The organism is Sphaerisporangium viridialbum (assembly GCF_049674955.1).
In the GTDB taxonomy this organism is placed as follows: Bacteria; Actinomycetota; Actinomycetes; order Streptosporangiales; family Streptosporangiaceae; genus Sphaerisporangium; species Sphaerisporangium viridialbum.
Genome location: NZ_CP187232.1, coordinates 9742795 through 9763291, shown reverse-complemented (window position 1 = coordinate 9763291; position 20497 = coordinate 9742795). Strand labels below are relative to the sequence as shown.

At 69.7% G+C, this 20497-nt stretch carries 21 protein-coding genes and 1 riboswitch; of the genes, 12 read left to right on the top strand and 9 right to left on the bottom strand.

Annotation, left to right across the window (positions count from 1 at the left end; all coding sequences use genetic code 11):
• Positions 1-143 precede the first annotated feature (143 nt).
• Positions 144-392 carry a LuxR C-terminal-related transcriptional regulator gene (locus ACOZ38_RS44000; RefSeq protein ID WP_363915354.1) on the top strand — a complete coding sequence of 83 codons (249 nt, stop codon included), beginning with the start codon at positions 144-146 and terminating at the stop codon, positions 390-392.
• Positions 393-542: 150 nt separating this feature from the next.
• On the opposite strand, the gene ACOZ38_RS43995 is transcribed toward ACOZ38_RS44000, so the two are convergent.
• A complete protein-coding gene (locus tag ACOZ38_RS43995) occupies positions 543-1622 on the bottom strand; it encodes an NlpC/P60 family protein (RefSeq protein WP_424536742.1) in 1080 nt (359 codons plus the stop codon).
• Positions 1623-1627: 5 nt separating this feature from the next.
• Positions 1628-1842: riboswitch (cyclic di-AMP (ydaO/yuaA leader) on the bottom strand.
• Positions 1843-2212: 370 nt separating this feature from the next.
• Between ACOZ38_RS43995 and ACOZ38_RS43990 the strand changes: the two genes are divergently transcribed.
• Positions 2213-2758: an amino-acid N-acetyltransferase gene (locus ACOZ38_RS43990; RefSeq protein ID WP_424536741.1), complete on the top strand. Its 546-nt coding sequence runs from the start codon at positions 2213-2215 to the stop codon at positions 2756-2758.
• Between the two features lie 269 nt (positions 2759-3027).
• Here ACOZ38_RS43990 and ACOZ38_RS43985 read toward each other — a convergent pair whose 3' ends face one another.
• Positions 3028-3546 carry a hypothetical protein gene (locus ACOZ38_RS43985; RefSeq protein WP_424536740.1) on the bottom strand — a complete coding sequence of 173 codons (519 nt, stop codon included), beginning with the start codon at positions 3544-3546 and terminating at the stop codon, positions 3028-3030.
• A gap of 141 nt (positions 3547-3687) precedes the next feature.
• On the opposite strand from ACOZ38_RS43985, the gene ACOZ38_RS43980 reads away from it, so the two are divergent.
• From ACOZ38_RS43980 to ACOZ38_RS43955, 6 genes are all read left to right on the top strand, one after another.
• Positions 3688-4215 carry an RDD family protein gene (locus tag ACOZ38_RS43980; RefSeq protein WP_424536739.1) on the top strand — a complete coding sequence of 176 codons (528 nt, stop codon included), beginning with the start codon at positions 3688-3690 and terminating at the stop codon, positions 4213-4215.
• A 339-nt stretch (positions 4216-4554) separates the two neighbouring features.
• Positions 4555-5202, top strand: coding sequence for an RDD family protein (locus ACOZ38_RS43975; RefSeq protein WP_405142554.1), 648 nt, complete (start codon positions 4555-4557; stop codon positions 5200-5202).
• Positions 5203-5491: 289 nt separating this feature from the next.
• Complete coding sequence (locus tag ACOZ38_RS43970; RefSeq protein ID WP_405142553.1) at positions 5492-5641, top strand: hypothetical protein; 150 nt, start codon at positions 5492-5494, stop codon at positions 5639-5641.
• A gap of 119 nt (positions 5642-5760) precedes the next feature.
• The gene (locus tag ACOZ38_RS43965; protein ID WP_358551776.1) at positions 5761-6093 is read left to right on the top strand and encodes a histone-like nucleoid-structuring protein Lsr2; all 333 of its coding nucleotides are present in this window, start codon (positions 5761-5763) and stop codon (positions 6091-6093) included.
• A 312-nt stretch (positions 6094-6405) separates the two neighbouring features.
• On the top strand, positions 6406-8955 hold the full coding sequence (locus tag ACOZ38_RS43960; protein ID WP_405142551.1) for an ATP-dependent Clp protease ATP-binding subunit: 2550 nt from the start codon (positions 6406-6408) through the stop codon (positions 8953-8955).
• Between the two features lie 451 nt (positions 8956-9406).
• Positions 9407-10351: a sugar phosphate isomerase/epimerase family protein gene (locus tag ACOZ38_RS43955; RefSeq protein WP_424536738.1), complete on the top strand. Its 945-nt coding sequence runs from the start codon at positions 9407-9409 to the stop codon at positions 10349-10351.
• 173 nt (positions 10352-10524) lie between these two features.
• Here the strand turns inward: ACOZ38_RS43955 and ACOZ38_RS43950 are convergent, their stop codons facing one another.
• Positions 10525-11391 carry an A/G-specific adenine glycosylase gene (locus ACOZ38_RS43950; RefSeq protein WP_424536737.1) on the bottom strand — a complete coding sequence of 289 codons (867 nt, stop codon included), beginning with the start codon at positions 11389-11391 and terminating at the stop codon, positions 10525-10527.
• Between the two features lie 261 nt (positions 11392-11652).
• Here ACOZ38_RS43950 and ACOZ38_RS43945 point away from each other — a divergent pair, with 261 nt between their 5' ends.
• Positions 11653-12984, top strand: coding sequence for a HAMP domain-containing sensor histidine kinase (locus tag ACOZ38_RS43945; protein ID WP_424536736.1), 1332 nt, complete (start codon positions 11653-11655; stop codon positions 12982-12984).
• 26 nt (positions 12985-13010) lie between these two features.
• Here the strand turns inward: ACOZ38_RS43945 and ACOZ38_RS43940 are convergent, their stop codons facing one another.
• The gene (locus ACOZ38_RS43940; protein WP_424536735.1) at positions 13011-13694 is read right to left on the bottom strand and encodes a response regulator transcription factor; all 684 of its coding nucleotides are present in this window, start codon (positions 13692-13694) and stop codon (positions 13011-13013) included.
• 179 nt (positions 13695-13873) lie between these two features.
• Between ACOZ38_RS43940 and ACOZ38_RS43935 the strand changes: the two genes are divergently transcribed.
• Entirely contained in the window at positions 13874-14590 is a 717-nt protein-coding gene (locus ACOZ38_RS43935) for a hypothetical protein (RefSeq protein ID WP_424536734.1), read from the top strand.
• Between the two features lie 15 nt (positions 14591-14605).
• Here the strand turns inward: ACOZ38_RS43935 and disA are convergent, their stop codons facing one another.
• The 5 genes from disA to ACOZ38_RS43910 all read right to left on the bottom strand — a co-directional run bounded on the left by disA (position 14606) and on the right by ACOZ38_RS43910 (position 18726).
• Positions 14606-15694 carry a DNA integrity scanning diadenylate cyclase DisA gene (gene disA, locus ACOZ38_RS43930; RefSeq protein WP_405142542.1) on the bottom strand — a complete coding sequence of 363 codons (1089 nt, stop codon included), beginning with the start codon at positions 15692-15694 and terminating at the stop codon, positions 14606-14608.
• Positions 15695-15761: 67 nt separating this feature from the next.
• Positions 15762-17195, bottom strand: a complete 1434-nt coding sequence (gene radA, locus ACOZ38_RS43925; protein WP_424536733.1) for a DNA repair protein RadA — start codon at positions 17193-17195, stop codon at positions 15762-15764.
• A 57-nt stretch (positions 17196-17252) separates the two neighbouring features.
• A complete protein-coding gene (gene trxA, locus ACOZ38_RS43920; RefSeq protein ID WP_424536732.1) occupies positions 17253-17567 on the bottom strand; it encodes a thioredoxin in 315 nt (104 codons plus the stop codon).
• Positions 17564-17944 carry a MerR family transcriptional regulator gene (locus ACOZ38_RS43915; RefSeq protein ID WP_405142537.1) on the bottom strand — a complete coding sequence of 127 codons (381 nt, stop codon included), beginning with the start codon at positions 17942-17944 and terminating at the stop codon, positions 17564-17566. Before ACOZ38_RS43915 ends, trxA begins: the two co-directional genes overlap by 4 nt.
• An 83-nt stretch (positions 17945-18027) precedes the next feature.
• The gene (locus ACOZ38_RS43910) at positions 18028-18726 is read right to left on the bottom strand and encodes a class I SAM-dependent methyltransferase (protein ID WP_405142535.1); all 699 of its coding nucleotides are present in this window, start codon (positions 18724-18726) and stop codon (positions 18028-18030) included.
• A 105-nt stretch (positions 18727-18831) separates the two neighbouring features.
• Between ACOZ38_RS43910 and ACOZ38_RS43905 the strand changes: the two genes are divergently transcribed.
• On the top strand, positions 18832-19647 hold the full coding sequence (locus ACOZ38_RS43905) for a sugar phosphate isomerase/epimerase family protein (protein WP_424536731.1): 816 nt from the start codon (positions 18832-18834) through the stop codon (positions 19645-19647).
• A 13-nt stretch (positions 19648-19660) separates the two neighbouring features.
• Positions 19661-20428 (top strand): class I SAM-dependent methyltransferase, encoded by a 768-nt coding sequence (locus ACOZ38_RS43900; RefSeq protein ID WP_424536730.1) that lies wholly within the window; start codon positions 19661-19663, stop codon positions 20426-20428.
• Positions 20429-20497: the final 69 nt, after the last annotated feature.

The following is a 20497-nucleotide window of genomic DNA, read 5'->3' as shown; positions in this document are numbered from 1 at the left end:
CATATGGACTGGTATGTCAATCACGAACGTAACGCGTATCGAGGCCGGCGCTTGACGACCTTTCAAGATGGCGTTTACCGTTCCTGACGGGCGGGCCGAAGCATTCAGTATGTTGCCGAGTTCGTCGTGGGGGAGGACACCCGATGGCGTATCCGGATCTGGTTTCCCGGGAGAATGACATTCCCCCGGGATCAGACGGTGTGGGATTGAGCGACGATGATCTTCTTTTGCTCGCCGAGTTGGCCAAGGGCGTGACGGTCGACAGGGTCGGTCGCCGGCTGGATGTCAGCGGCCGCACGGTGCGGCGGCGCCTCCGGGGCATCTGCGACCGCATCGGCGTCGCCACCGCGATCGAGGCGGTGGCCTGGGCGGCGCGCCGCAGGCTCATCTAGCCGAGGAGGGCACCGTGAGGTGTGGGGGGCACGGCAGGCAGGCCCGAAGCCATTGCCTGCCCGCCGTGCCGTCTCGCCGCTCTCAGGCGTAGCGGACCGGCCTGTTCCGGCGGGTCAGGCTGCTTCTGTAGGTCCGTCTGCTTCTGGAGGTCAGTCGGCGATGCGCACGCCGCCGGCGAACGGCCGGTTGCCCAGCGGGGCCACCCGCACCACGTCACCGGTGTGCGGCGCGTGCACCATCATGCCGCCGCCGATGTAGATGCCCACGTGGTGCAGGTCGCTGTAGAAGAAGACCAGGTCGCCGGGGCGAAGGTCTTCCCGTGACACGTGGGTGCCGGCGGTCCACTGGTCGCCCGTGTAGTGGGGGAGGCTGATGCCGACCTTCTGGTAGGCCCACATGACGAGGCCGGAGCAGTCGAAGGTGGTCGGGCCCGCGGCGCCCCAGACGTACGGCCTGAGCTGCTGGGTCAGCGCCCACTTGGTGGCCTCGGCGGCCTTGCCCTGGCCGGGGATCGGAATGTCGATCTTCGTCGCCCTGCCGAACGACTGGCCCGCCTGGGACAGGGCCCGCTTGAACAGGTTGCTCTCGGTCTTGGCGACCAGGGTGCGGATCTTGTCGCGCTGGGACGCGAGGTCGGTGACGAGCTTCTTGACCTCGACCTCGCGGGCCTTGGCGCTGGCCTTGGCGCGCTCGGCCATGTCCATGGCCTTGGTGATCTGCGAGACCTCCTCGCCCTGCTGAAGCTGGAGGGCGTAGGTCGTGGCCGCGCGGTCGAGGTAGCGGGCGGGGTCGCCCGACATGGCGAGCGCGAGCGAGGAGTCGATGCCGCCGGTCATGTAGGCGTCCTGCGCGTACAGCCCGGCCTTGCGGCGCTTCTCCTCCAGATCGGTCTGGCTCTTGGCCAGGGTCTTCTTGGCGAGGTCTGCCGAGCGCTGCGCCTGCTTGAGGCGCTCCTTCTGGCCGTTGTACTGCTCGGTGAGCGACTCGATCTCGTTGTAGAGGTGCTCGACCTGGGTCTTCAGCTGGTTCAGGCTGGGCTTGGGCTCTGCGGTCGCGGCTATCAGTGGCGACCCGAACGTCACGGCCGTCAGGGTGACGGTGACGAGCGCGATACGGCGCGGGAGACGCCGGGGCGCTCCCATGACCGTGCCGAGCCAGGAACGCGGGCTCCGCTCTCGGGAGCGGGCATGCCTGCCCGCGCTCTTTCCAGGCGTGCGCCTAGGCTGCACCAACGAGCTCCTCTCCTCGGCCGCCTACCGGGTTAGCTGACGGGTTCGGGCCGGAGTAGCCCTACCGAGTGCGTGACCATCGTGACCATGGAGGATCGCGATGCCTCCCTCTCGGATTCACCCCAGGGGTGGTGCGCCGGGGGTGTCGCCCCGTCTCTCACCATTGGGTCCCCGGTTCCCCGCCACTTTGGATGTGGCCGGGATTAGGCGGTTTCAGCCACCGCTGCGCGATGACCGACATTGACGCTGGACACTAGTGCAGTCGAGGTTCGTGCTCAACCAGAACTGCGAATTCTGTTGAGGTTTCACAACCAGCGCGTCACGAGAAGATCACGCCTGCTGTGATGCCGCGCCCACGTTACCCTGGCTTTAGGGGTCTTTGGGGCGTACTTGACGCAGAAAGTCGCAGGTCCGCCATCGCATCAGCTATGAAATGTCGACAAGGCCGGTGATTTCGACGCGCTGCACTCGATCGGCTACCGAGCGCGACAGCGGCGAGAACTGAAGGGGTTTTAGGTCCGTCCGTTATGGCGCGCGACCCCTCAGGGCCGCGAGAGTTCCGCAGCTACGGCCGGATACGCTGGCCCGTCATGGAGCAGGTCGTGGAGCCCGGACGCGCCGGCAGCCCGCTCGTCGTCAGGCGAGCCCGCACTCCGGACGTCCGCACCATCAGGCGACTGGTCGACACCTATTCCGGCGACGGCCCGCGCCTTCTGCGCAAGTCGACCGTCACCCTCTACGAGGACGTCCAGGAGTTCTGGGTCGCCGAGAGCGGCGGGGTGGTGGTGGGCTGTGGCGCGCTCCACGTGCTCTGGGAGGACCTCGCGGAGATCCGCACGGTCGCCGTCGACGTCGGCTGCCGCGGTCTCGGCATCGGCCACATGATCGTGGCCGCGCTGCTGGACACCGCGCGCGAGCTCGGGTTACAGCGGGTCTTCTGCCTGACCTTCGAGGTCGACTTCTTCGCCAAGCATGGATTCGAGGAGGTCCACGGCACTCCGGTGTCCCCGGAGGTGTACGCCGAGTTGCTCGACTCCTACGATGAGGGCGTGGCCGAGTTCCTCGATCTGGAACACGTCAAGCCGAACACTCTCGGTAACACGCGCATGCTTCTGCATTTGATCCCGCGATCTTGACCGCAGGGATGACGCGATGGAAAGGTGACTGTTGATGCCACTGTCGCTACGTTGGGCAACACCACAGCATGTGTGTCTGACATATGCCGCATGCGAAGCCGAAGTGAGGTGACACGGTGAGCACCGGACAGCCGCCGTACCCACGGGACGAACCGGAGGACGATCAGTCGTCATCCGGATCTCCGCAATATGGGCAGCAGCACAACGCCGATCGGCCCGCTCCGGGCGCCGATCCGGAGGTGACGATCGTTCACCGTCCCCAGCCGACATCAGAGAACAGCTACCCCCAGCAGTCCTACGGGCAGCAGCAGCCGTACGGCCAGCAGGGCGGGTACGGGCAGCAGGGCGGCACCGGAGCGTACGGCCAGGGCTACCCCCAGCAGCCTCAGCAGTACGGCCAGCAGGGCCAGCAGCAGGGCCAGCAGGCGTACGGCCAGCACGACTCGCAGCCGAGCTCCGGCCAGGCGTACGGGCAGCAGGGCTACGGCCAGCAGCAGCACGGCCAGCAGGGCGGGTACGGTCAGCAGCCGCAGTATGGGCAGCAGAGTCAGCAGGGCTACGGCCAGCAGCCCGGTTACGACCAGCAGCAGGCGTACGGGCAGCAGCAGTACGGCCAGCAGAGCGCCTACGGTCAGCAGCCGCAGTACGGACAGCAGAGCCAGCAGGGTCAGCAGGGTCAGCAGGGCTACGGCCAGCAGCCCGGCCAGGACCAGCAGCAGGCGTACGGCCAGCAGGCTCAGTACGGCCAGCAGCAGTACGGCCAGCAGCAGGGCTACGGCGACCAGCAATACGGTCAGCCGCAGTACGGGCAGCAGCAGGCCGCCTACGGTCAGCAGCCGCAGTACGGCCAGCAGGGGTACGCCCCGCAGGGCTACGGCCAGCCCGGTTACGCGCAGGGCGGCTACCAGCAGCCGTACGCTCCGGCGGGGGTGCAGCCTCCGGGCGCGCCGGCTCCCCTGGCCGAGTGGTGGCAGCGCCTGGTCGCCCGCATCATCGACGCGGTGATCCTCGGCATCCCATGGCTGATCATCAGCTTTGCGCTGACAGCGATCATCGTGACCCAGGCGAGCTATGACCCCGGCAAGGGAGTGATCGTCCCTGGAGGCGGGGCCTTCCTCGCGTCACTGCTGATCTCGCTGCTCGTCGGCGCGACCTGGATCGCCTACGAGTTCCTGATGCTCAAGCAGCGCGGCCAGACGGTCGGCAAGATCGTGATGGGCATCAAGGTCGTTCCCGTGGGGGGCACGCTCGACGCGGGCGGCCTGGGCACCGACACGGCGATCAAGCGCGCGGCCGTGCTCTGGGGGCCGCCGCAGCTTCTCCAGTGGGTTCCTCTGGTGAGCTGGATCGGCTCGATCTTCTATCTGGTCAACGTGCTCTGGCAGTTCTGGGACAAGCCGCTCCAGCAGTGCCTGCACGACAAGGCCGTGAACACGATCGTCGTCAAGATCAAGTAAGGCCGGCGAGAGGGCCGGGGGATGTCTCCTCCGGCCCTTTTTCCTGCCCGCGTCCACCTGGAGGTGGTCTGCTCCTGCCGTCGCATTCTGTCCATGGCGCCCCTCGTGTACCGTTCGTGAGACCCTTGGCCGGATCCGTGAGACCCTCAGGCAACCCGTCCGTGAAAATCCCGGGCAAACCGCACCTGAACTCCAGAGCAGCGCTGCTGGAGGTCGTGAACGGCAGGCTCCGGGAGTCCCGGTGACCACGTCGGTGATCCGGTAACGGACATACACGTACTTGCGATAGGACCTTGCACGAACCGCAGCTTCCTACGCCTGTCGCGAAAGGTGCTCAGAATGACGGCAGAACCACCCCCCGGTAATCCCTACCAGCCTCCGCCGCCTCCCGGTCAGCCCTACGGCGGCCCCCAGGACGGGGGCTACGGCAACCCCTACGGCGCTCCGCCGCCGTACGGTGCCCCGCAGGGCGCGCCGATTCCTCAGGGAGCCCCCGCCCCGCTCGCCGAGTGGTGGGAGCGCCTCGTCGCCCGGATCATCGACAATGTGATCTTCGGCGTCATCTACGCGATCCTGTCCAGCATCCTGGCGTCGATCTTCCAGCCGTCGGTGGCCGATATCCTCGCGAACCCGGCCCTTTCGACGGGGTCGTACGTGCTCCCGGGCCTCCTGGCGGGGATCATCGCGTTCGCCGCGTATGCGGCCTACGACTATGTGCTGCATTCCAAGGACGGTCAGACCCTCGGGAAGAAGGTCATGAAGATCCGTCTTGCCGCGGTCGGCGGCGGCCCCCTGGATTCGTCCGTGGTGATGAAGCGTTCGGCTATCTTCCCGGGCGTGATGGTTCTCTACGGCATTCCCTTCCTCGGGTGGCTCTCGTCCATCTTCGTCCTCGTGCTGGGCGTGCTAATCCTCGTCGACAAGCCGCTACAGCAGGGGCTGCACGACAAGCTCGCGGGCACCGTTGTCGTCAAGGCACCACGCTGAGATCAGCTTTATGGGCGGGGCGGTCGCACTGCGACCGCCCCGCCCGTGTTTTCAGGGGATCAACCTTTCCTGGGGCATCCGGTAAGACGGCTGGAGAGACGGAGAATGCTCTGGAACGGTCCTTGGGCCGCTATGGACCGCCGCCCCGCAACCCGCGCTGACCTCCTGTGGGGATAGAGTCGGATCCTGACTCCTCGATCAGCCAACCGTGGTACAGACTCAGGGAGTCTCGTGTGACAATTAACGTGGGGCCCCGGTGAATGCCACCCCCCGCGTGGAGCGAGGATCAATGAACGATGTATTGTCCGCGTTGATACCACCAGCGGTAGTCGCCGCGGTGGTCATCATCGGCGTCGTGAAGCTGATGCGTTCCGAAGCGGAGGGCAGGCGGCGGGAGGCGGAAGCCTCCGGGAAGTCGTCAGAGGCTTCTTCCGACTGACCCTGGAGGTCTGGCGGCGTGTTCCCCGTGAATCCACAGGTTCCTTGAATTGTCAGCCAGGGTTACCGGGTATATGTTTAGCTGGCGAATCGAACAATGCTCTGCGAAAGGATTGCCAGATGGCCACGCAGATCCAGAAGATACTCATCGACGACCTCGATGGTGGCGAGGCCAATGAGACTGTCACCTTCGCGATTGATGGCTCCGCTTACGAGATTGACCTGAGCGGCGACAACGCCAAGAAGCTGCGCGAGGCGCTGTCCTCTTTCGTCTCCGGAGCCCGTAGGGCCGAGGGCACCTCCACGCGCGGTCGTAAGCGCGGTGGCGGCCAGCGTCCGTCCCGGGAAAAGAGCTCGGAGATCCGCGCGTGGGCCAAGGCCCACGGGATCTCCGTGAGTGAGCGCGGTCGTATTGCCTCCTCCGTGGTGGAGCAGTACGAAGCGGCACACTGACGAGCCCTTTGTGATCACTCGGCTATGACGGCGCCGGCTCATCAATCGCCGTCATAGCCGCATGATCGTGTTATCCGAGCGTGATCGTCCGGCGTGGGGCCGAGGGGTTCACGTAAATCGGCGAAGTTAAACGTCGTTCGCTTGCGGCGTAGTGGGAACATGTGACCCCCCAACAGTAGTTGGATGGAGCGTGAAGGCCCTGCTCTCGGGGAACGTCTCCTGTATTGAGCGGTCACCGGTCGGGGCTAGCATGCGGATGCGGCGGGCCCGGATATCCCGAGCTGCCTGACCGCTCTGTGAGGGAGCGACGAGATGTTCGAAAGGTTCACTGACCGCGCACGGCGGGTTGTCGTCCTGGCCCAAGAAGAGGCCCGGATGCTCAACCACAACTACATCGGCACTGAGCACATTCTTCTTGGCTTGATCCATGAGGGCGAAGGCGTGGCCGCCAAGGCACTTGAGAGCCTGGGCATCAGTCTTGAGGGTGTGCGCCAGCAGGTCGAGGAGATCATCGGCCAGGGGCAGTCGGCGCCGTCGGGGCACATTCCTTTCACCCCGCGCGCCAAGAAGGTCCTTGAGCTGTCGCTCCGCGAGGCCTTGCAGCTGGGTCACAACTACATCGGCACCGAGCACATCCTCCTCGGCCTCATCCGTGAGGGCGAGGGCGTGGCCGCTCAGGTGCTGGTGAAGCTTGGCGCCGACCTCAACCGCGTCCGGCAGCAGGTCATCCAGTTGCTCCACGGCTACCAGGGCAAGGAGCCCGCGGCGGCCGGTGGCCCGCAGGAGTCGGCCCCGTCGACCTCGCTTGTGCTGGACCAGTTTGGCCGCAACCTGACCCAGGCCGCCCGCGAGGGCAAGCTCGACCCGGTGATCGGGCGCGACAAGGAGATCGAGCGGGTCATGCAGGTCCTGTCCCGCAGGACCAAGAACAACCCCGTCCTGGTCGGCGAGCCCGGCGTCGGCAAGACCGCCGTTGTCGAGGGCCTGTCCCAGAAGATCGTCAAGGGCGAGGTGCCCGAGACCCTCAAGGACAAGCAGCTCTACACCCTCGACCTGGGCGCGCTGGTCGCCGGTTCCCGCTACCGCGGTGACTTCGAGGAGCGCCTGAAGAAGGTGCTCAAGGAGATCCGCACGCGCGGCGACATCATCCTGTTCATCGACGAGCTCCACACGCTGGTCGGTGCGGGTGCCGCCGAGGGCGCGATCGACGCCGCCAGCATCCTGAAGCCGATGCTGGCCCGGGGCGAGCTGCAGACCATCGGCGCGACCACGCTCGACGAGTACCGCAAGCACCTCGAGAAGGACGCCGCGCTGGAGCGCCGGTTCCAGCCGATCCAGGTGGCCGAGCCCTCGCTCAGCCACACGATCGAGATCCTCAAGGGTCTGCGCGACCGCTACGAGGCCCACCACCGCGTGACGATCACCGACGCGGCCCTGGTGGCGGCGGCCCAGCTGGCCGACCGCTACATCAGCGACCGCTTCCTGCCGGACAAGGCGATCGACCTCATCGACGAGGCCGGCTCGCGCATGCGCATCCGCCGCATGACCGCGCCGCCGGACCTCCGCGAGTTCGACGAGAAGATCGCCCAGGTGCGCCGCGACAAGGAGTCCGCGATCGACGCGCAGGACTTCGAGAAGGCGGCGGCCCTCCGCGACCAGGAGAAGCAGCTCCAGCTCAAGCGCGACAGGCGCGAGAAGGAGTGGAAGGCCGGCGACATGGACGTCGTCGCCGAGGTCACCGAGGAGCTCATCGCCGAGGTCCTCGCGACGGCCACCGGCATCCCGGTCTTCAAGCTGACCGAGGAGGAGTCGCAGCGCCTGCTCCGCATGGAGGACGAGCTGCACAAGCGCATCATCGGTCAGGACGACGCCATCAAGGGTCTGTCCCGGGCGATCCGCCGCACGCGCGCCGGTCTGAAGGACCCGCGCCGTCCGGGTGGTTCGTTCATCTTCGCCGGCCCGTCCGGCGTCGGTAAGACCGAGCTGTCCAAGGCGCTCGCCGAGTTCCTCTTCGGGGACGAAGACGCGCTGATCATGCTGGACATGTCCGAGTTCATGGAGAAGCACACCGTCTCCCGGCTGTTCGGCTCCCCTCCCGGCTACGTCGGGTACGAAGAGGGCGGCCAGCTGACCGAGAAGGTGCGGCGCAAGCCGTTCTCCGTGGTCCTGTTCGACGAGATCGAGAAGGCCCACCCGGACATCTTCAACTCGCTGCTGCAGATCCTGGAAGACGGTCGCCTGACCGACGCCCAGGGGCGGGTCGTCGACTTCAAGAACACCGTCATCATCATGACGACCAACCTCGGCACCCGTGACATCTCCAAGGGCATCGGGGTCGGGTTCGCGAAGTCCAACGACGTCGAGGGCAACTACGACCGGATGAAGTCCAAGGTCCAGGAGGAGCTCAAGCAGCACTTCCGGCCCGAGTTCCTCAACCGTGTCGACGACACCGTGGTCTTCCACCAGCTCACGCCGGCCGAGATCATCAAGATCGTCGATCTGATGCTCGCGCAGGTGGACGCGCGTCTGAAGGACCGCGACATGAGCATGGAGCTCACGCCGGAGGCCAAGCAGCTGCTGGCCGAGCGTGGCTACGACCCGGTCCTCGGCGCCCGTCCGCTCCGCCGCACCATCCAGCGTGAGCTGGAGGACTCGCTGTCGGAGAAGATCCTTTACGGCGACCTGCGTCCCGGTCAGGTGGTCAAGATCGCGATCGAGGGCGAGGGCGACGAGGCCAAGTTCACCTTCGTCGGTGAGCAGAAGGCGCAGCCCGAGATCCCGGACTCCGCGGCGGCCATCGTCGAGGACGCCGGCACCCGGGCCGGCGCCTCTGCCGGACCGGCGGACCGCACGCGGCCGTAAGGATCACGCGGCCGTAAGGATCGCACGCGGTCGTAGACCGCATCCGGTCGGCGGGGTCAGGCGGTCGTCATGACCGCCCCGGTCGGCCGGCAGGTTCGAATGGACCCCTCGTGAGAGCACCTCACGAGGGGTCTTTCGTATTTCGTGAGATCACTTTGGTCCGATTCGCTATGACACCACCGAAGGTAGTACTACACTCCGTAGAGCGAATCAGGCCAAGTCTCGACCAGGTGGCTCACAAGATCCACTGAGCACGGTGAACATCGCCGAGATCCCCCCGTCGGTGTAGCGGGGGATCCGCTGCCGGGAGGACGCGGGGGTCGGTGCCCACCGGGCAGACTCGGGCGGGCCAGGCCGGATTCCCGGCAGGTAGGGACCCCTGCCTCATGTGACCAGGACAGGTCACGTGAAGTGATGAGGTCCGAAGCGCAGTACGCCTGGGAGGTACCGAATGCGCCTGTGTCATGAGGACGGCACACTCGTTCACCTGTCCTACAACGCGGGCGTGCACCCCGCGGAGGACCTGGAGAACCTCATCGCCCACCTGACCCGCTACGCCGTACCCGTGCGCAAGCGGCTCGGCGTCGACCGGCTCGGCATCGGCCTCTGGCTTGCCCCCGGGGTCGCCGACCACCTCATCGCCGACCGCATCGAGCTCGTACGGCTGCGCCGCTCCCTGGAGGAGCGCGGCCTGGAGGTCGTCAGCCTGAACGGCGCGGGCGGCCGGGGGATGGGGCAGGAGAGCCCCGGCCCCGACTGGGCCAAGCCCGAGCGCTACCGCTACACGATGGCCCTCGCGAAGATCCTCGCCTTCCTGCTCCCCGAGGACGTGCGCTTCGGGAGCATCTCGACGATCCCGATCGGCTGGCGCCGCGACTGGCCCGCCGACCTGCACGCGATAGCGTCCCGGCGGCTCGACCGGCTCTCGCGTGAGCTCCGCGGCCTGCACAGCGTGACCGGCAAGACCATCAGGGTGGGATTCCAGCCGTGGCCGGGCTGCGTGCTGGAGACCACCGAGCAGGCCGTGGAGCGCGTGTGCGGCATCGACTCGGAGTACCTCGGGGTCTGCCTGGACGCCTGCCACCTGACCTGCGGCGTCGAGGAGCCCGGCGCCGCCCTGCGCGGGGTGGCCGCGGCGGGGGCCTCCGTGGTCAAGCTCGGCCACGTGCACAACCACACCGGCGAGGTCCCTGGCACCGAGTCGATCCTGGAGAACACCCTGGCCGCGATCCTTTCTGGTCCCATGACCGGTGGCGCCCACATCGAGGTGGAGGCCCACGGCCTGGCGTCGCCCGCCAAGGGCAAGGGCCCGGCCGCGCTCGTGGCCACGCTCGCCGACGAGCTCGACTGGACCCGCCGCAACCTCACCGCCCTCGGCCTCAAGCTCGCCGCCTGACCGAGCGCCCGCCGTAACCCTGCCGCCTGACCGAGCGCCCGCCGAAACCCCGCCATAACAGCCGGACGCCGGAACAGCAGCGGATGCCGTAACAGTCCGGACGCCATAACAGCCCAGAGTCCGTAACAACTTAGGCGCCGTAACGGTTCAGGCGCCGTAATAGCCGTAATAGCTCAGACGGGCAGCCGGTAGGTGCCCTCGGCCAGCGCTTCGGCCAGACCGTCCGCGACGAGGCCGTCCAGCGCCCGCTCCCGCTGCACCGCATCGGCCCAGACGACGTCGAGCGCGGCCTTGGGCACCGCGCCGTGGGCCTCCCTGAGGACCGCCAGCAGCCGTCCCCGGCACTGCCGGTCAGTGCCGGCGTACGTCTGGCCGCGCCGCTCGGGGCCGTCGTAGGCCGGACGGCCCGCCAGGCGCCAGGCGCAGAGCCCGGACACGGGGCAGTCGGCGCAGCGGGGCGCGCGGGCCGTGCAGACCAGTGCCCCGAGCTCCATGACGGCGACCGCCCAGCGCGGGGCGTCCAGGGCGGGCAGCAACGACTCGGCCAGCCTGCGCTCGGCCGTCGTGGTGGCCTTCGGGGGATACTCCTCGCCGCGCACGGCGCGGGCCAGCACCCGCCGGACGTTGGTGTCCAGCACGGCGTGGCTGCGGCCGAACGCGAAGCTCGCCACCGCCGCGGCCGTGTAGTCGCCGATGCCGGGCAGCCCGCGCAGCTCGTCGTAGGAGGACGGCACCTGCCCGTCGTGCTCTGTGGTGACGGCTCGGGCGCACGCGTGCAGGTTGAGGGCGCGGCGGGGGTATCCGAGGCGGCCCCAGTGGCGCACGGCCTCACCGGGGGGCTCGGCGGCCAGCGCGGCGGGGGTGGGCCAGCGCTCCATCCACTCGGCCCAGATCGGCAGGACGCGGGCGACGGGCGTCTGCTGGAGCATGATCTCGCTGACGAGGATCGCCCACGGGCTCGCGCCGGGCCGTCGCCAGGGAAGGTCCCTGGCTTTCTCGGCGTACCAGTCGAGGATGGGGGCGTGCAGTCCGGTTCCCACGACGTCGAGCCTAGATCCTGCGCACCCTGGCCCACGCCCGTTCGCCTCACCCGCCCCCCGGTGCTCATAGGCAGCGAGGGGCGGTGAGCGGAGGCCGCATCGCGGTCTGGAAAGCCATGTCGGCCACCGTAGACAGGCGTCCGTGTGATGGGGGTCAAGGCCTGGTTATCGCGCTCCTTACCTTCCCGCCGTTCCAGGGAGAAGTGCCTGATCAAGGGGGTGTTAGCGGAACGCTTACCCGGCTTCTGGCACCCTGTCCGGATGAAGAGTGGTTCCGGAGGGAGCGCCACGCGGGAGCCGCACAGCACGCCGCTGCGGCGCAGGGTCCTCGTGGCGATCGTCGGCATCGCCGCGCCGGCCGTGGCGCTGTTCGCGGTACCGCTCGCGCTGTCCGTCGAGCGGCTCTACCACGACGAGACGGCGGCGGCCCTCGGGCGCGACGCCGCGTGGATCGCCGCCGCGATCCCCGACGAGGTGGTGAGGAGCGGCACGGCATCGGTCTCGCTGCCCAAGGGGCTGCCCACCGGGCTCCGCGTCGGCGTCTACACCACCGACGGCGCACTGCTGTTCGGCGACGGGCCGAGGCGATCGGATCTCGCCCTCCACTCCCAGGACGGCCACGTGCACGAGGCCGTCGAGAACGGCTTCATGGCGGTCTCCGCCCCGATCCCCTCCGACGAGGTGCGCAAGGGCGTGGTGCGGGTGGCCACGCCGTACGACGAGGTCTCAGATCGGGTGCACGAGACGTGGCTGCTCATGGCCGGCCTCGCCGTGATCGTCATCAGCCTGGCGGTCGTGTTCGCACTGCGCGCGTCCAGGCGGCTCGCCGCGCCCCTGGAGCACCTGACGCGGGCGGCCCAGGCCCTCGGGGCGGGTGACTTCTCCATCCGTGCCCCGCGTTCGGACGTGCGGGAGGCCGACGTCGCGGGCCTGGCCCTCGAGTCGACCGCCCAGCGGCTCGGCGAGGTGCTCGAACGCGAGCGCGCCTTCAGCGCCGACGTCTCCCACCAGCTCCGTACGCGCCTCACCGGCATGCTCCTCGGCCTGGAGTCCGCCCTGGCACGCCCGGAGGCCCAGCGCGAGGACGCGATCCGCACGGCCCTCGCCCGGGGCGAGCAGTTGCGCACCGTCGTCGAGGACCTCGTACGGCTCACGCGCGAGAACGGCGGGCAGGACCGGTGCCTGGACGTGCGGGCGCTCCTTGAGGAGGTGCGGGAGACCTGGTACGGAGGGCTGGCCGCGCAGGGGCGTTACCTGGGACTGAACCTGCCCGACGAACTGCCCACCGTCGCCGCGTCTCCGGCGGCGCTCCGGCAGATCCTGCAGGTGCTGCTGGACAACGCCGTCGCGCACGGGAAGGGCGAGATCACCGTCGACGTGGCCGACCTCGGTGACGGGGTCGCGATCGAGGTGGCCGACCAGGGGGCGGGGATCCCCGAGGGGGCCGACGTGTTCGCGCGCCGCTCAGGCAAGCAGGAGGGGCACGGCATCGGCCTGGCGCTGGCGCGGTCGCTCGCCGAGGCGGAGGGCGGCCGGCTGGTCCTTCGCAGGCCCTCGCCGCCGGTGTTCAGCCTGCTCCTGCCCGCCACCTGACCCGGGCGTCACGGGGCGCCCGGCGGTCAGACGTCGATCTCGTAGCGGTAGCCGCGCCCGCGCAGGGTCGTGATGCGCTGGGGATCCTCGCCGTGCTCGGTCAGCTTGCGGCGCAGGGCGAAGACGTGCACGTCGAGGGTCTTGGTGGGCCCGAACCAGTTGGCGTCCCACACGTCGTCCATCAGCTGCTCGCGCGTCACGACCTCGCCCGCGCGCGAGGCGAGCGCCGCGAGCAGGTCGAACTCCTTGGGCCGCAGGGCCAGCGCCTCGCCGGAGACGTACGCTCTGCGGGCGGGGAGATCGAGGGTGAGGAGCCCCACGGACAGCGTGCGCTCGCCCGGCGGCGCCGTCTGGCGGCGCAGGTGCGCGCGCAGCCTGGCGAGCAGCTCGGTCAGCCTGAAGGGCTTGGTGAGGTAGTCGTCGGCGCCCGCGTCGAGCGCGACGACGACCTCGAACTCCTGGGTGCGGGCGGTCAGCACGACGATCACGGTGAACGGCAGGGCGCTGCGGAGGCGCCGGCAGACGGCCACGCCGTCGATGTCGGGCAGCCCGAGATCGAGCAGGACGAGGTCGGGGGCGCCGTCGCGCACCCGCTCGAGGGCCTGGCCGCCGGTGGTCGCGAGGGTCACCTGGTAGCCGTTGCTGCCGAGCGCCTCCAGCAGCTCAGAGCCGATGGCCGGATCGTCCTCCACGACCAGCACACGTGTCATACGGTCGATGGTAAGCGAGCCGGAGCACTCGCAAGGGTCGACGGCCTATTACGGGCGCTCGGGTTACGCGGCGATGTCGTCGTTTCTGCCCTGGTCTGTCGGGCCTCCCCAACCAGCACGTTCTCCGCGATGCGGCGGGTCGACACCCTTGACGAGCCACAACTCTCCATACTGTGAGTATGGATCCGGACACGTTCCGTGGCGACGTCGGCGTAGAGGGGCCGGACGTCTACTGGCGCCGCAGGGTGTCGGTGCTCACCGGTGCCCTCGTCGTGGTGGCCGTGGTGGCATGGGCCTGCACGAGCGCGTCCGGCGGCCTCGGGTCGGGCTCGCCGGCGCGGCCCGCGGTCGCCGGCTCGAAGGACCCCGGCTCGGGGGTGAGCGCGGCGGCCGTGCCCTCGCCGTCCTCCACGCAGACCTCCACCGCGACGGCCAAGGCGGTGTCCTCCGCGCGGCCCCCGGTGGTCCTGACGCCCTCGCCCGTCCCGAGCCGCACCCGCCGCCCCGGCGACCCGTGCCAGAAGCCCGATCTCGTCCTCAGCCTGCGCGGCGAGTCCGAGATCTACTCGGGCAAGGGCACGCCGCGGTTTCTGCTGACCGTCGTCAACATCGGCCGCCTCGACTGCACGGTCGACGTCGGGCCGCGCGCGGTCGAGGTGCGCATCACCTCGGGGTCCGACCGCGTCTGGTCGACGGCCGACTGCGTGAGCGGCGACGGCAGCGACATGCGGCGCCTGCGGCGCGGGGTGCCCCACGTGAGGATGGTCGACTGGGACCGCCACCGTTCGGCGCCCGACTGCCGCTCCGCCCGTCCGAAGGCCCACGACGGCACCTATGTCGCGACGGCCCGGCTGGAGTCGCTGAAGAGCTCGAAAGTGATCTTCCACCTGCGCTGACGCCCGCGGGCGCGCTCAGACGTAGCGCTCCAGGATGGAGGCCTCGGCCAGGCGTGACAGGCCCTCGCGCACGCTGCGCGCCCGGGACTCGCCCACGCCGCCCACCGACTGGAGATCGTCGGTGCTGGCCGCCAGGAGCTTCTGCAGGCCGCCGAAATGGTCGACGAGGCGGTCGACGACGCTGCCGGGGAGCCGTGGCACCTTGGCCAGCAGGCGGAACCCCCGGGGGCTCACCGGCCCGTCGAGGGCCTCGGAGCCCGCGTGGCCGAGCACGCGCGCGACGGCCGTGAGGTCGAGCAGGTCGCCGGGGGACAGCCGGTCGAGCTCGGCCAGCGACTCGAAGACCCTGAGCGGGCGGCGTCCGGCCCCGGCCGGGAGGTAGTCGCGCATGATCAGGTCACGGTCCTCCTCGACGCCCGCGACCAGCTCGGCCAGCTGCAGGGAGAGCAGGCGGCCGTCGGTGCCGAGCTCCACGACGTACCCCTCGATCTCGCCGGCGATGCGGCGGACCATCTCGAGGCGCTGCACCACCGCCGCGACGTCGCGGGCGGTGACCAGGTCCTCGATCTCCAGGGCCGACAGGGTGCCGGAGACCTCGTCGAGGCGCATCTTGTAGCGCTCAAGGGTCGCGAGGGCCTGGTTGGCCTTGGACAGGATCGCGGCGGACTCCTCCATCACATAGCGGATGCCGTCGAGGTAGAGGGCGATGATGCGCATGGACTTGCTGATGGAGATCACGGGGAAGCCGGTCTGCCGCGCCACCCGCTGGGCGGTGCGGTGCCGGGTGCCGGACTCGTTGGTGGGGATGGAGGAGTCGGGGACCAGGTGGACCGCCGCCCGTACGATCTTGTTGCCGGCGCGGTTGAGCACGATGGCGCCGTCCATCTTGGCCAGCTCGCGCAGGCGGGTCGCGGAGAACTCCACGTCGAGCGTGAACCCGCCGGTGCACACGATCTCGACCGTCTCGTCATAGCCGAGCACGATGAGGGCACCGGTGTGCCCGCGCAGAATGCGCTCCAGGCCGTCACGCAGCTCGGTGCCTGGAGCGAGCGTGGCAAGGGTGGATCTTCGACGCTCGTCGATCCCCTTGTTGGTGTGTGCCACATGGCCCCCGCTGGTCGCTGACGTCGCCCAGTTTACCGGCGAAGCGGTGACCGGACCCGGACGGTGCTCAGGTGACGTGCGTGAGCGCGTCCCAGACGTTCTCTGCCTCTGTGACGTCGAAACCGTGGGAAAAGTTCGTCGTGCGGATCGGGGGACTGCTCACGGGGACCGGACGGCGGGCGTCGCGCCCGTCGGCTCCCGGGAGCGCCGAGGGCTCCTGGTCGAGCGACCCGGCGGGCACCAGGGCGTGGGTGAAGCCCAGGCGGGCGGCCTCGGCCACCCGGCGCCTGATGTCCCTGACCGGGCGCAGCTCGCCGGCCAGGCCCACCTCGCCGAGCACGATCAGGCCGGGCGGCAGGGGCCGGTCGCCCGCCGCGCTGGCCACGGCGAGCATCACCGCGAGGTCGACGGCGGGGTCGTTGAGCCGGATGCCGCCCACGGTCGCGGTGAAGACGTCGCAGCCGCTCAGCCGGGCGTTCAACCGGCGCTCCAGGACCGCGAGGATCATCGTGACGCGGAAGGGGTCGAGCCCGGAGGAGGACCGGCGCGGCTGCTGGGCCTCGGTGGGCCCCACGAGGGCCTGGACCTCGGCGGGGAGCGGGCGGGTGCCCTCGACCGTGACGGTGACGCACGTGCCGGGCACGGGCTCGGAGCGCCGCGAGACGAACAGCCCGCTCGGGTCGGGCAGCCCTTGGATGCCGCGCTCGTTGAGGTCGAAGCAGCCGACCTCCTCGGTGGGACCGAAGCGGTTCTTGATGGACCTGACCATGCGCAGCCGGGAGTGGCGGTCGCCCTCGAAGTGGAGCACCACGTCGACCAGGTGCTCAAGGACGCGCGGGCCGGCGATCGAGCCGTCCTTGGTGACGTGGCCCACCAGCACGGTGGACATGCCGCGCTCCTTGGCCAGGCGGACGAGGTTGCCCGTGACCTCGCGCACCTGCGTGACCCCGCCGGGGACCCCTGAGGCCGCGGAGGAGCCGATGGTCTGCACGGAGTCGACGATGAGGAGCCGGGGCTGGACCTTCTCGACGTGGCTGACCAGCGCGGCGAGGTCGGTCTCCGCCGCCAGGTAGAGCTGGTCCTGGATGGCGCCGATGCGGTCGGCCCGCATGCGGACCTGTGCGGCGGACTCCTCGCCCGTGACGTAGAGCACGGTGTCGTGGCGCGCGGTGCTGGCGGCGGCCTCCAGCAGGAGCGTGGACTTGCCGATGCCGGGCTCCCCGGCCAGCAGGACGACCGCGCCGGGCACGAGGCCGCCGCCGAGCACCCGGTCGAGCTCGCCGATGCCGGTGGTGCGCGCCCGGGCGAACTCGGCCTTGACCTGGCTGATCGGCAGCGCGGGGGCGGACACCGCGCCGCCCTGGACGACGTGGACCCCGGCGCGCGCGCCCTCTTCGTCGACCGTGCCCCAGGCCTGGCACTCGCCGCAGCGGCCCACCCACTTGGCGGCCCGCCACCCGCACTCGGCACAGCGATAACCGAGCTTCTGCGTCTTGGTCATGCGGGGCACGCTATCGGGCCGGGCCGACAAACTCGCTCTCACGGGCCTCCGGGCCGATCAGAAATGGCCGTCCAGCTCGGCGAGCAGCAGGCGCTTGGGCTTGGCACCGATGACCTGGCGGACCACCTCGCCGTCCCGGTAGAGGTTCAGCGTGGGGAAGCCCATCACGCCGTAACGGGCGGCGATCTCCGGGAAGTCGTCGGCGTTCAGCTTGGCCACGGTCAGGCGCTCGCCGTACTCGGTCGCGATCTCCTCCAGGATCGGCGCGATCATGCGGCACGGGGGGCACCATTCGGTCCAGAAGTCCACCAGGACGGGCTTGCCGCTCGCGAGGACCTGCTCGTCGAAGTTCTGGTCGGTGAGGGTGATCATGTCGTTCCTCCTGGTTTGAGCGCGCATCCGGGGCACGCCTCGGAAAGCTGTGCGGCGACCTCGGCCCTGCGGCCGAGCAGGGTGCGGATCTGCTCGTCGATCTGGGCGAGCTTGCGCCGGTAGACCTCGACGGACTCAGGGCAGGCGCTTCCCGCGTGGTTGCCCGCTCGCAGGCACTCCACGAAGGGACGGGCGTCGTCGAGGGTGAACCCCACCGTGAGCAGTGAGCGGATCTCGGTGACGAGCTTCAGGTCGGACTCGTCGTACTCCCGGTAGCCGTTGCCCGACCTCCGGGCCGGGAGCAGCCCCTGCTGCTCGTAGTAGCGCAGCGCCCGGGTGCTCACCCCCGCTCGCCTGGCCAGCTCTCCGATCCGCATCGGCCCTCCCCTGGTACGCGCTCACGCTAATCGTTGACGTCAACGTCAAGGTCAAGCCGATGCGTCCCGGAGATCCGGGAGGGTCAGAACCGGCGCCAGCGCAGCACATTGGGATAGGCGAGATCTAGGCCGGCGGTCCGCTCGATCGCCTCCTCGGCCACGGCGGGAGCGAACTCGATGCGCAGCACGGCCTCCAGGTCGGCTCTGGAGGAGAAGGCCATCCGCAGGTCGAGCTCCTGGCGCTCCCATCCCTGGCGCGACCAGAACGCCTCCACGGCCGCCGCGGAGTAGGAGGGCACCGTACGGCTGAACCAGTCGCCGAACGCGCCCCTGGTCGCGTCCAGGTCGACGACGAAGGCGGCGCCGCCCCGGCGTACGACCCTGGACAGCTCGCGAAGGCCGGGCTCGCACCCGGGGCCGAAGAAGTACGCCCACCGGGCCACCGCGACGTCCACGGAGGCGTCCGGCACCGGCAGCGCCTGCGCGGCGGCCGTGCGGACCGAGACGCCGGGAAGCCCGCGGCAGCGCTCAGCGGCCAGCGTGGCCAGGCCCGAGTGCGGCTCGACGCCGACGACCTTGCTCGCCGTGGCGGCGAAGCGGGGCAGGTGGAAGCCGGTGCCGCAGCCGATGTCGAGCACGACGCCTCCGGCCCAGGGCCGGATGGCGGACATCGCCGCGTCCACGACGCCCTCGGGGTCGACGGCACGGTTCTCCAGCTCGTAAGTGCGAGGGGAGTTCCAGATGTTCGGACTGGGGATGGCCCCGTCCACGATCCGCGCCATGAGAACACGCTAGACCAGCCGGAACGCGGGCCCGTCAGTTGTGATCTTCATTGCATCCGGGTTGCGGAGCGCCACCCGGCCTTGCCCCGGCTTAGGCTGGCAGATGTGACCGACGTCATCCGAGTCCCGAACGCCAAGATCGCATTGTCCACCGCGTCGGTGTATCCGGAGCGCACTCCGGACGCCTTCGAGCTGGCCGCGCGCCTCGGCTACGACGGCGTAGAGGTCATGGTCGGCGCCGATCCGGTGAGCCAGGACATCGACGTGCTCGAGCGGCTCTCCGACCACTACCAGCTGCCGGTGCTCGCCGTGCACGCCCCCTGCCTGCTCGTCACCCAGCGGGTGTGGGGTCGCGACCCCTGGGCCAAGCTCGTCAAGGCGCAGAAGGCCGCAGAGCGGCTCGGCGCGCGCACCGTCGTGGTCCACCCGCCCTTCCGCTGGCAGCGCGACTACGCCCGTGACTTCGAGACCGGGCTCGCCCGCATGCGCGACGAGACCGACGTGACCTTCGCGGTGGAGAACATGTTCCCGCTGCGCGCCCGCGGCGCCGAGGTCGTGCCGTACGCGCCCGGATGGGACCCCGTCGACCAGGATTTCCCGCAGGTCACGCTCGACCTGTCGCACACGGCCGTCTCGGGCTCCGACGCCCTCGAAATGGCGGAGAAGCTCGGCGACCGGCTCGCGCACCTGCACCTGGCCGACGGCATCGGCACCACCAACAAGGACGAGCACCTGGTGCCGGGCAGGGGGAGCCAGCCCTGCGCGCGCATCCTCGAGCGCCTGGCCACCGCGGGGTACGGCGGACTGATCGTGCTGGAGATCAACACGCGCAAGGCCACCGGGCGCACCGAGCGCATCGACGACCTGGCCGAGGGCCTGGCCTTCGCCCGCTTGCACTTCGCCGCATCCTCGACGACATGATCAGATCGACGACATGAGCCACGAGGTGTTCAACCGCGTCGCCGAGGCCTATGACGCGGCCCGTCCGGGGTATCCCGGAGATCTGTACGACGCGCTCGCCGACCTCTCCTCCGTCCCGCTGGCCGGCGCGACAGTGGCCGACGTGGGCGCGGGCACGGGCATCTCGACACGCGGCCTGCTCGACCGGGGCGCGCGGGTCGTCGCCGTCGACCCCGGCGAGCGCATGCTGGCCCGCCTGGTGGCCCGCACTCACTCGCCCCGCGCGGTCGTGGGCGACGGCAACGCGCTGCCGCTCCGCTCCGGCTCCGCCGACCTGGTCTGCTACGCGCAGGCGTGGCACTGGCTGCGTCCCGAGGAGTCGATCCAGGAGGCACTACGGGTGGTGCGCCCTGGCGGCGCGGTCGCGGCCTGGTGGAACACCCTCGACCTGGGTGCGAGCTCCGCCGGCTGGCTGGTGGCCCACGAGATGCGGCTGGCCGAGAGCTGCCCCGGCTACTGGGGCCCGGCGCTGCCCGAGTGGCACATGCCTCCGATCGCGGCGGTGATGGCCGAGGCGGGGCTGGGCGTCCGGGAGGCGTGGGTGCACTGGACCCGAGAGGTGGGCGTCGACGACTTCCTGCTCGACCTGCGGTCCCATTCCTACGTCGCCGCCATGGAGGGCGACGCCGTCGACCGGCTCGTCGCGCGCCTGCGGGCCGGGCTGGCCGAGGTCTTCCCCGGCGGCGGGCTCAGGGTGCCGATGCGGGTCTACCTCGCGGTCGCCCCCAGGGCGGACGGGTGAGCACGGCTCACGAAGCGAAGGGGGGCGCTTGAGCATGGCTCGCGAAGCGGGTGCGGCGCGGGAGGCGGG

Bases quoted from the DNA above. Each gene is read 5' to 3' on its own strand.
- ACOZ38_RS44000 (WP_363915354.1), top strand. From the start codon at position 144: ATGGCGTATCCGGATCTGGTTTCCCGGGAGAATGACATTCCCCCGGGA.
- ACOZ38_RS43990 (WP_424536741.1), top strand. From the start codon at position 2,213: ATGGAGCAGGTCGTGGAGCCCGGACGCGCCGGCAGCCCGCTCGTCGTC.
- ACOZ38_RS43975 (WP_405142554.1), top strand. From the start codon at position 4,555: ATGACGGCAGAACCACCCCCCGGTAATCCCTACCAGCCTCCGCCGCCT.
- ACOZ38_RS43970 (WP_405142553.1), top strand. From the start codon at position 5,492: ATGAACGATGTATTGTCCGCGTTGATACCACCAGCGGTAGTCGCCGCG.
- ACOZ38_RS43965 (WP_358551776.1), top strand. From the start codon at position 5,761: ATGGCCACGCAGATCCAGAAGATACTCATCGACGACCTCGATGGTGGC.
- ACOZ38_RS43960 (WP_405142551.1), top strand. From the start codon at position 6,406: ATGTTCGAAAGGTTCACTGACCGCGCACGGCGGGTTGTCGTCCTGGCC.
- ACOZ38_RS43955 (WP_424536738.1), top strand. From the start codon at position 9,407: ATGCGCCTGTGTCATGAGGACGGCACACTCGTTCACCTGTCCTACAAC.
- ACOZ38_RS43945 (WP_424536736.1), top strand. From the start codon at position 11,653: ATGAAGAGTGGTTCCGGAGGGAGCGCCACGCGGGAGCCGCACAGCACG.
- ACOZ38_RS43940 (WP_424536735.1), bottom strand. From the start codon at position 13,694: ATGACACGTGTGCTGGTCGTGGAGGACGATCCGGCCATCGGCTCTGAG.
- ACOZ38_RS43935 (WP_424536734.1), top strand. From the start codon at position 13,874: ATGGATCCGGACACGTTCCGTGGCGACGTCGGCGTAGAGGGGCCGGAC.
- radA (WP_424536733.1), bottom strand. From the start codon at position 17,195: ATGACCAAGACGCAGAAGCTCGGTTATCGCTGTGCCGAGTGCGGGTGG.
- trxA (WP_424536732.1), bottom strand. From the start codon at position 17,567: ATGATCACCCTCACCGACCAGAACTTCGACGAGCAGGTCCTCGCGAGC.
- ACOZ38_RS43915 (WP_405142537.1), bottom strand. From the start codon at position 17,944: ATGCGGATCGGAGAGCTGGCCAGGCGAGCGGGGGTGAGCACCCGGGCG.
- ACOZ38_RS43910 (WP_405142535.1), bottom strand. From the start codon at position 18,726: ATGGCGCGGATCGTGGACGGGGCCATCCCCAGTCCGAACATCTGGAAC.
- ACOZ38_RS43900 (WP_424536730.1), top strand. From the start codon at position 19,661: ATGAGCCACGAGGTGTTCAACCGCGTCGCCGAGGCCTATGACGCGGCC.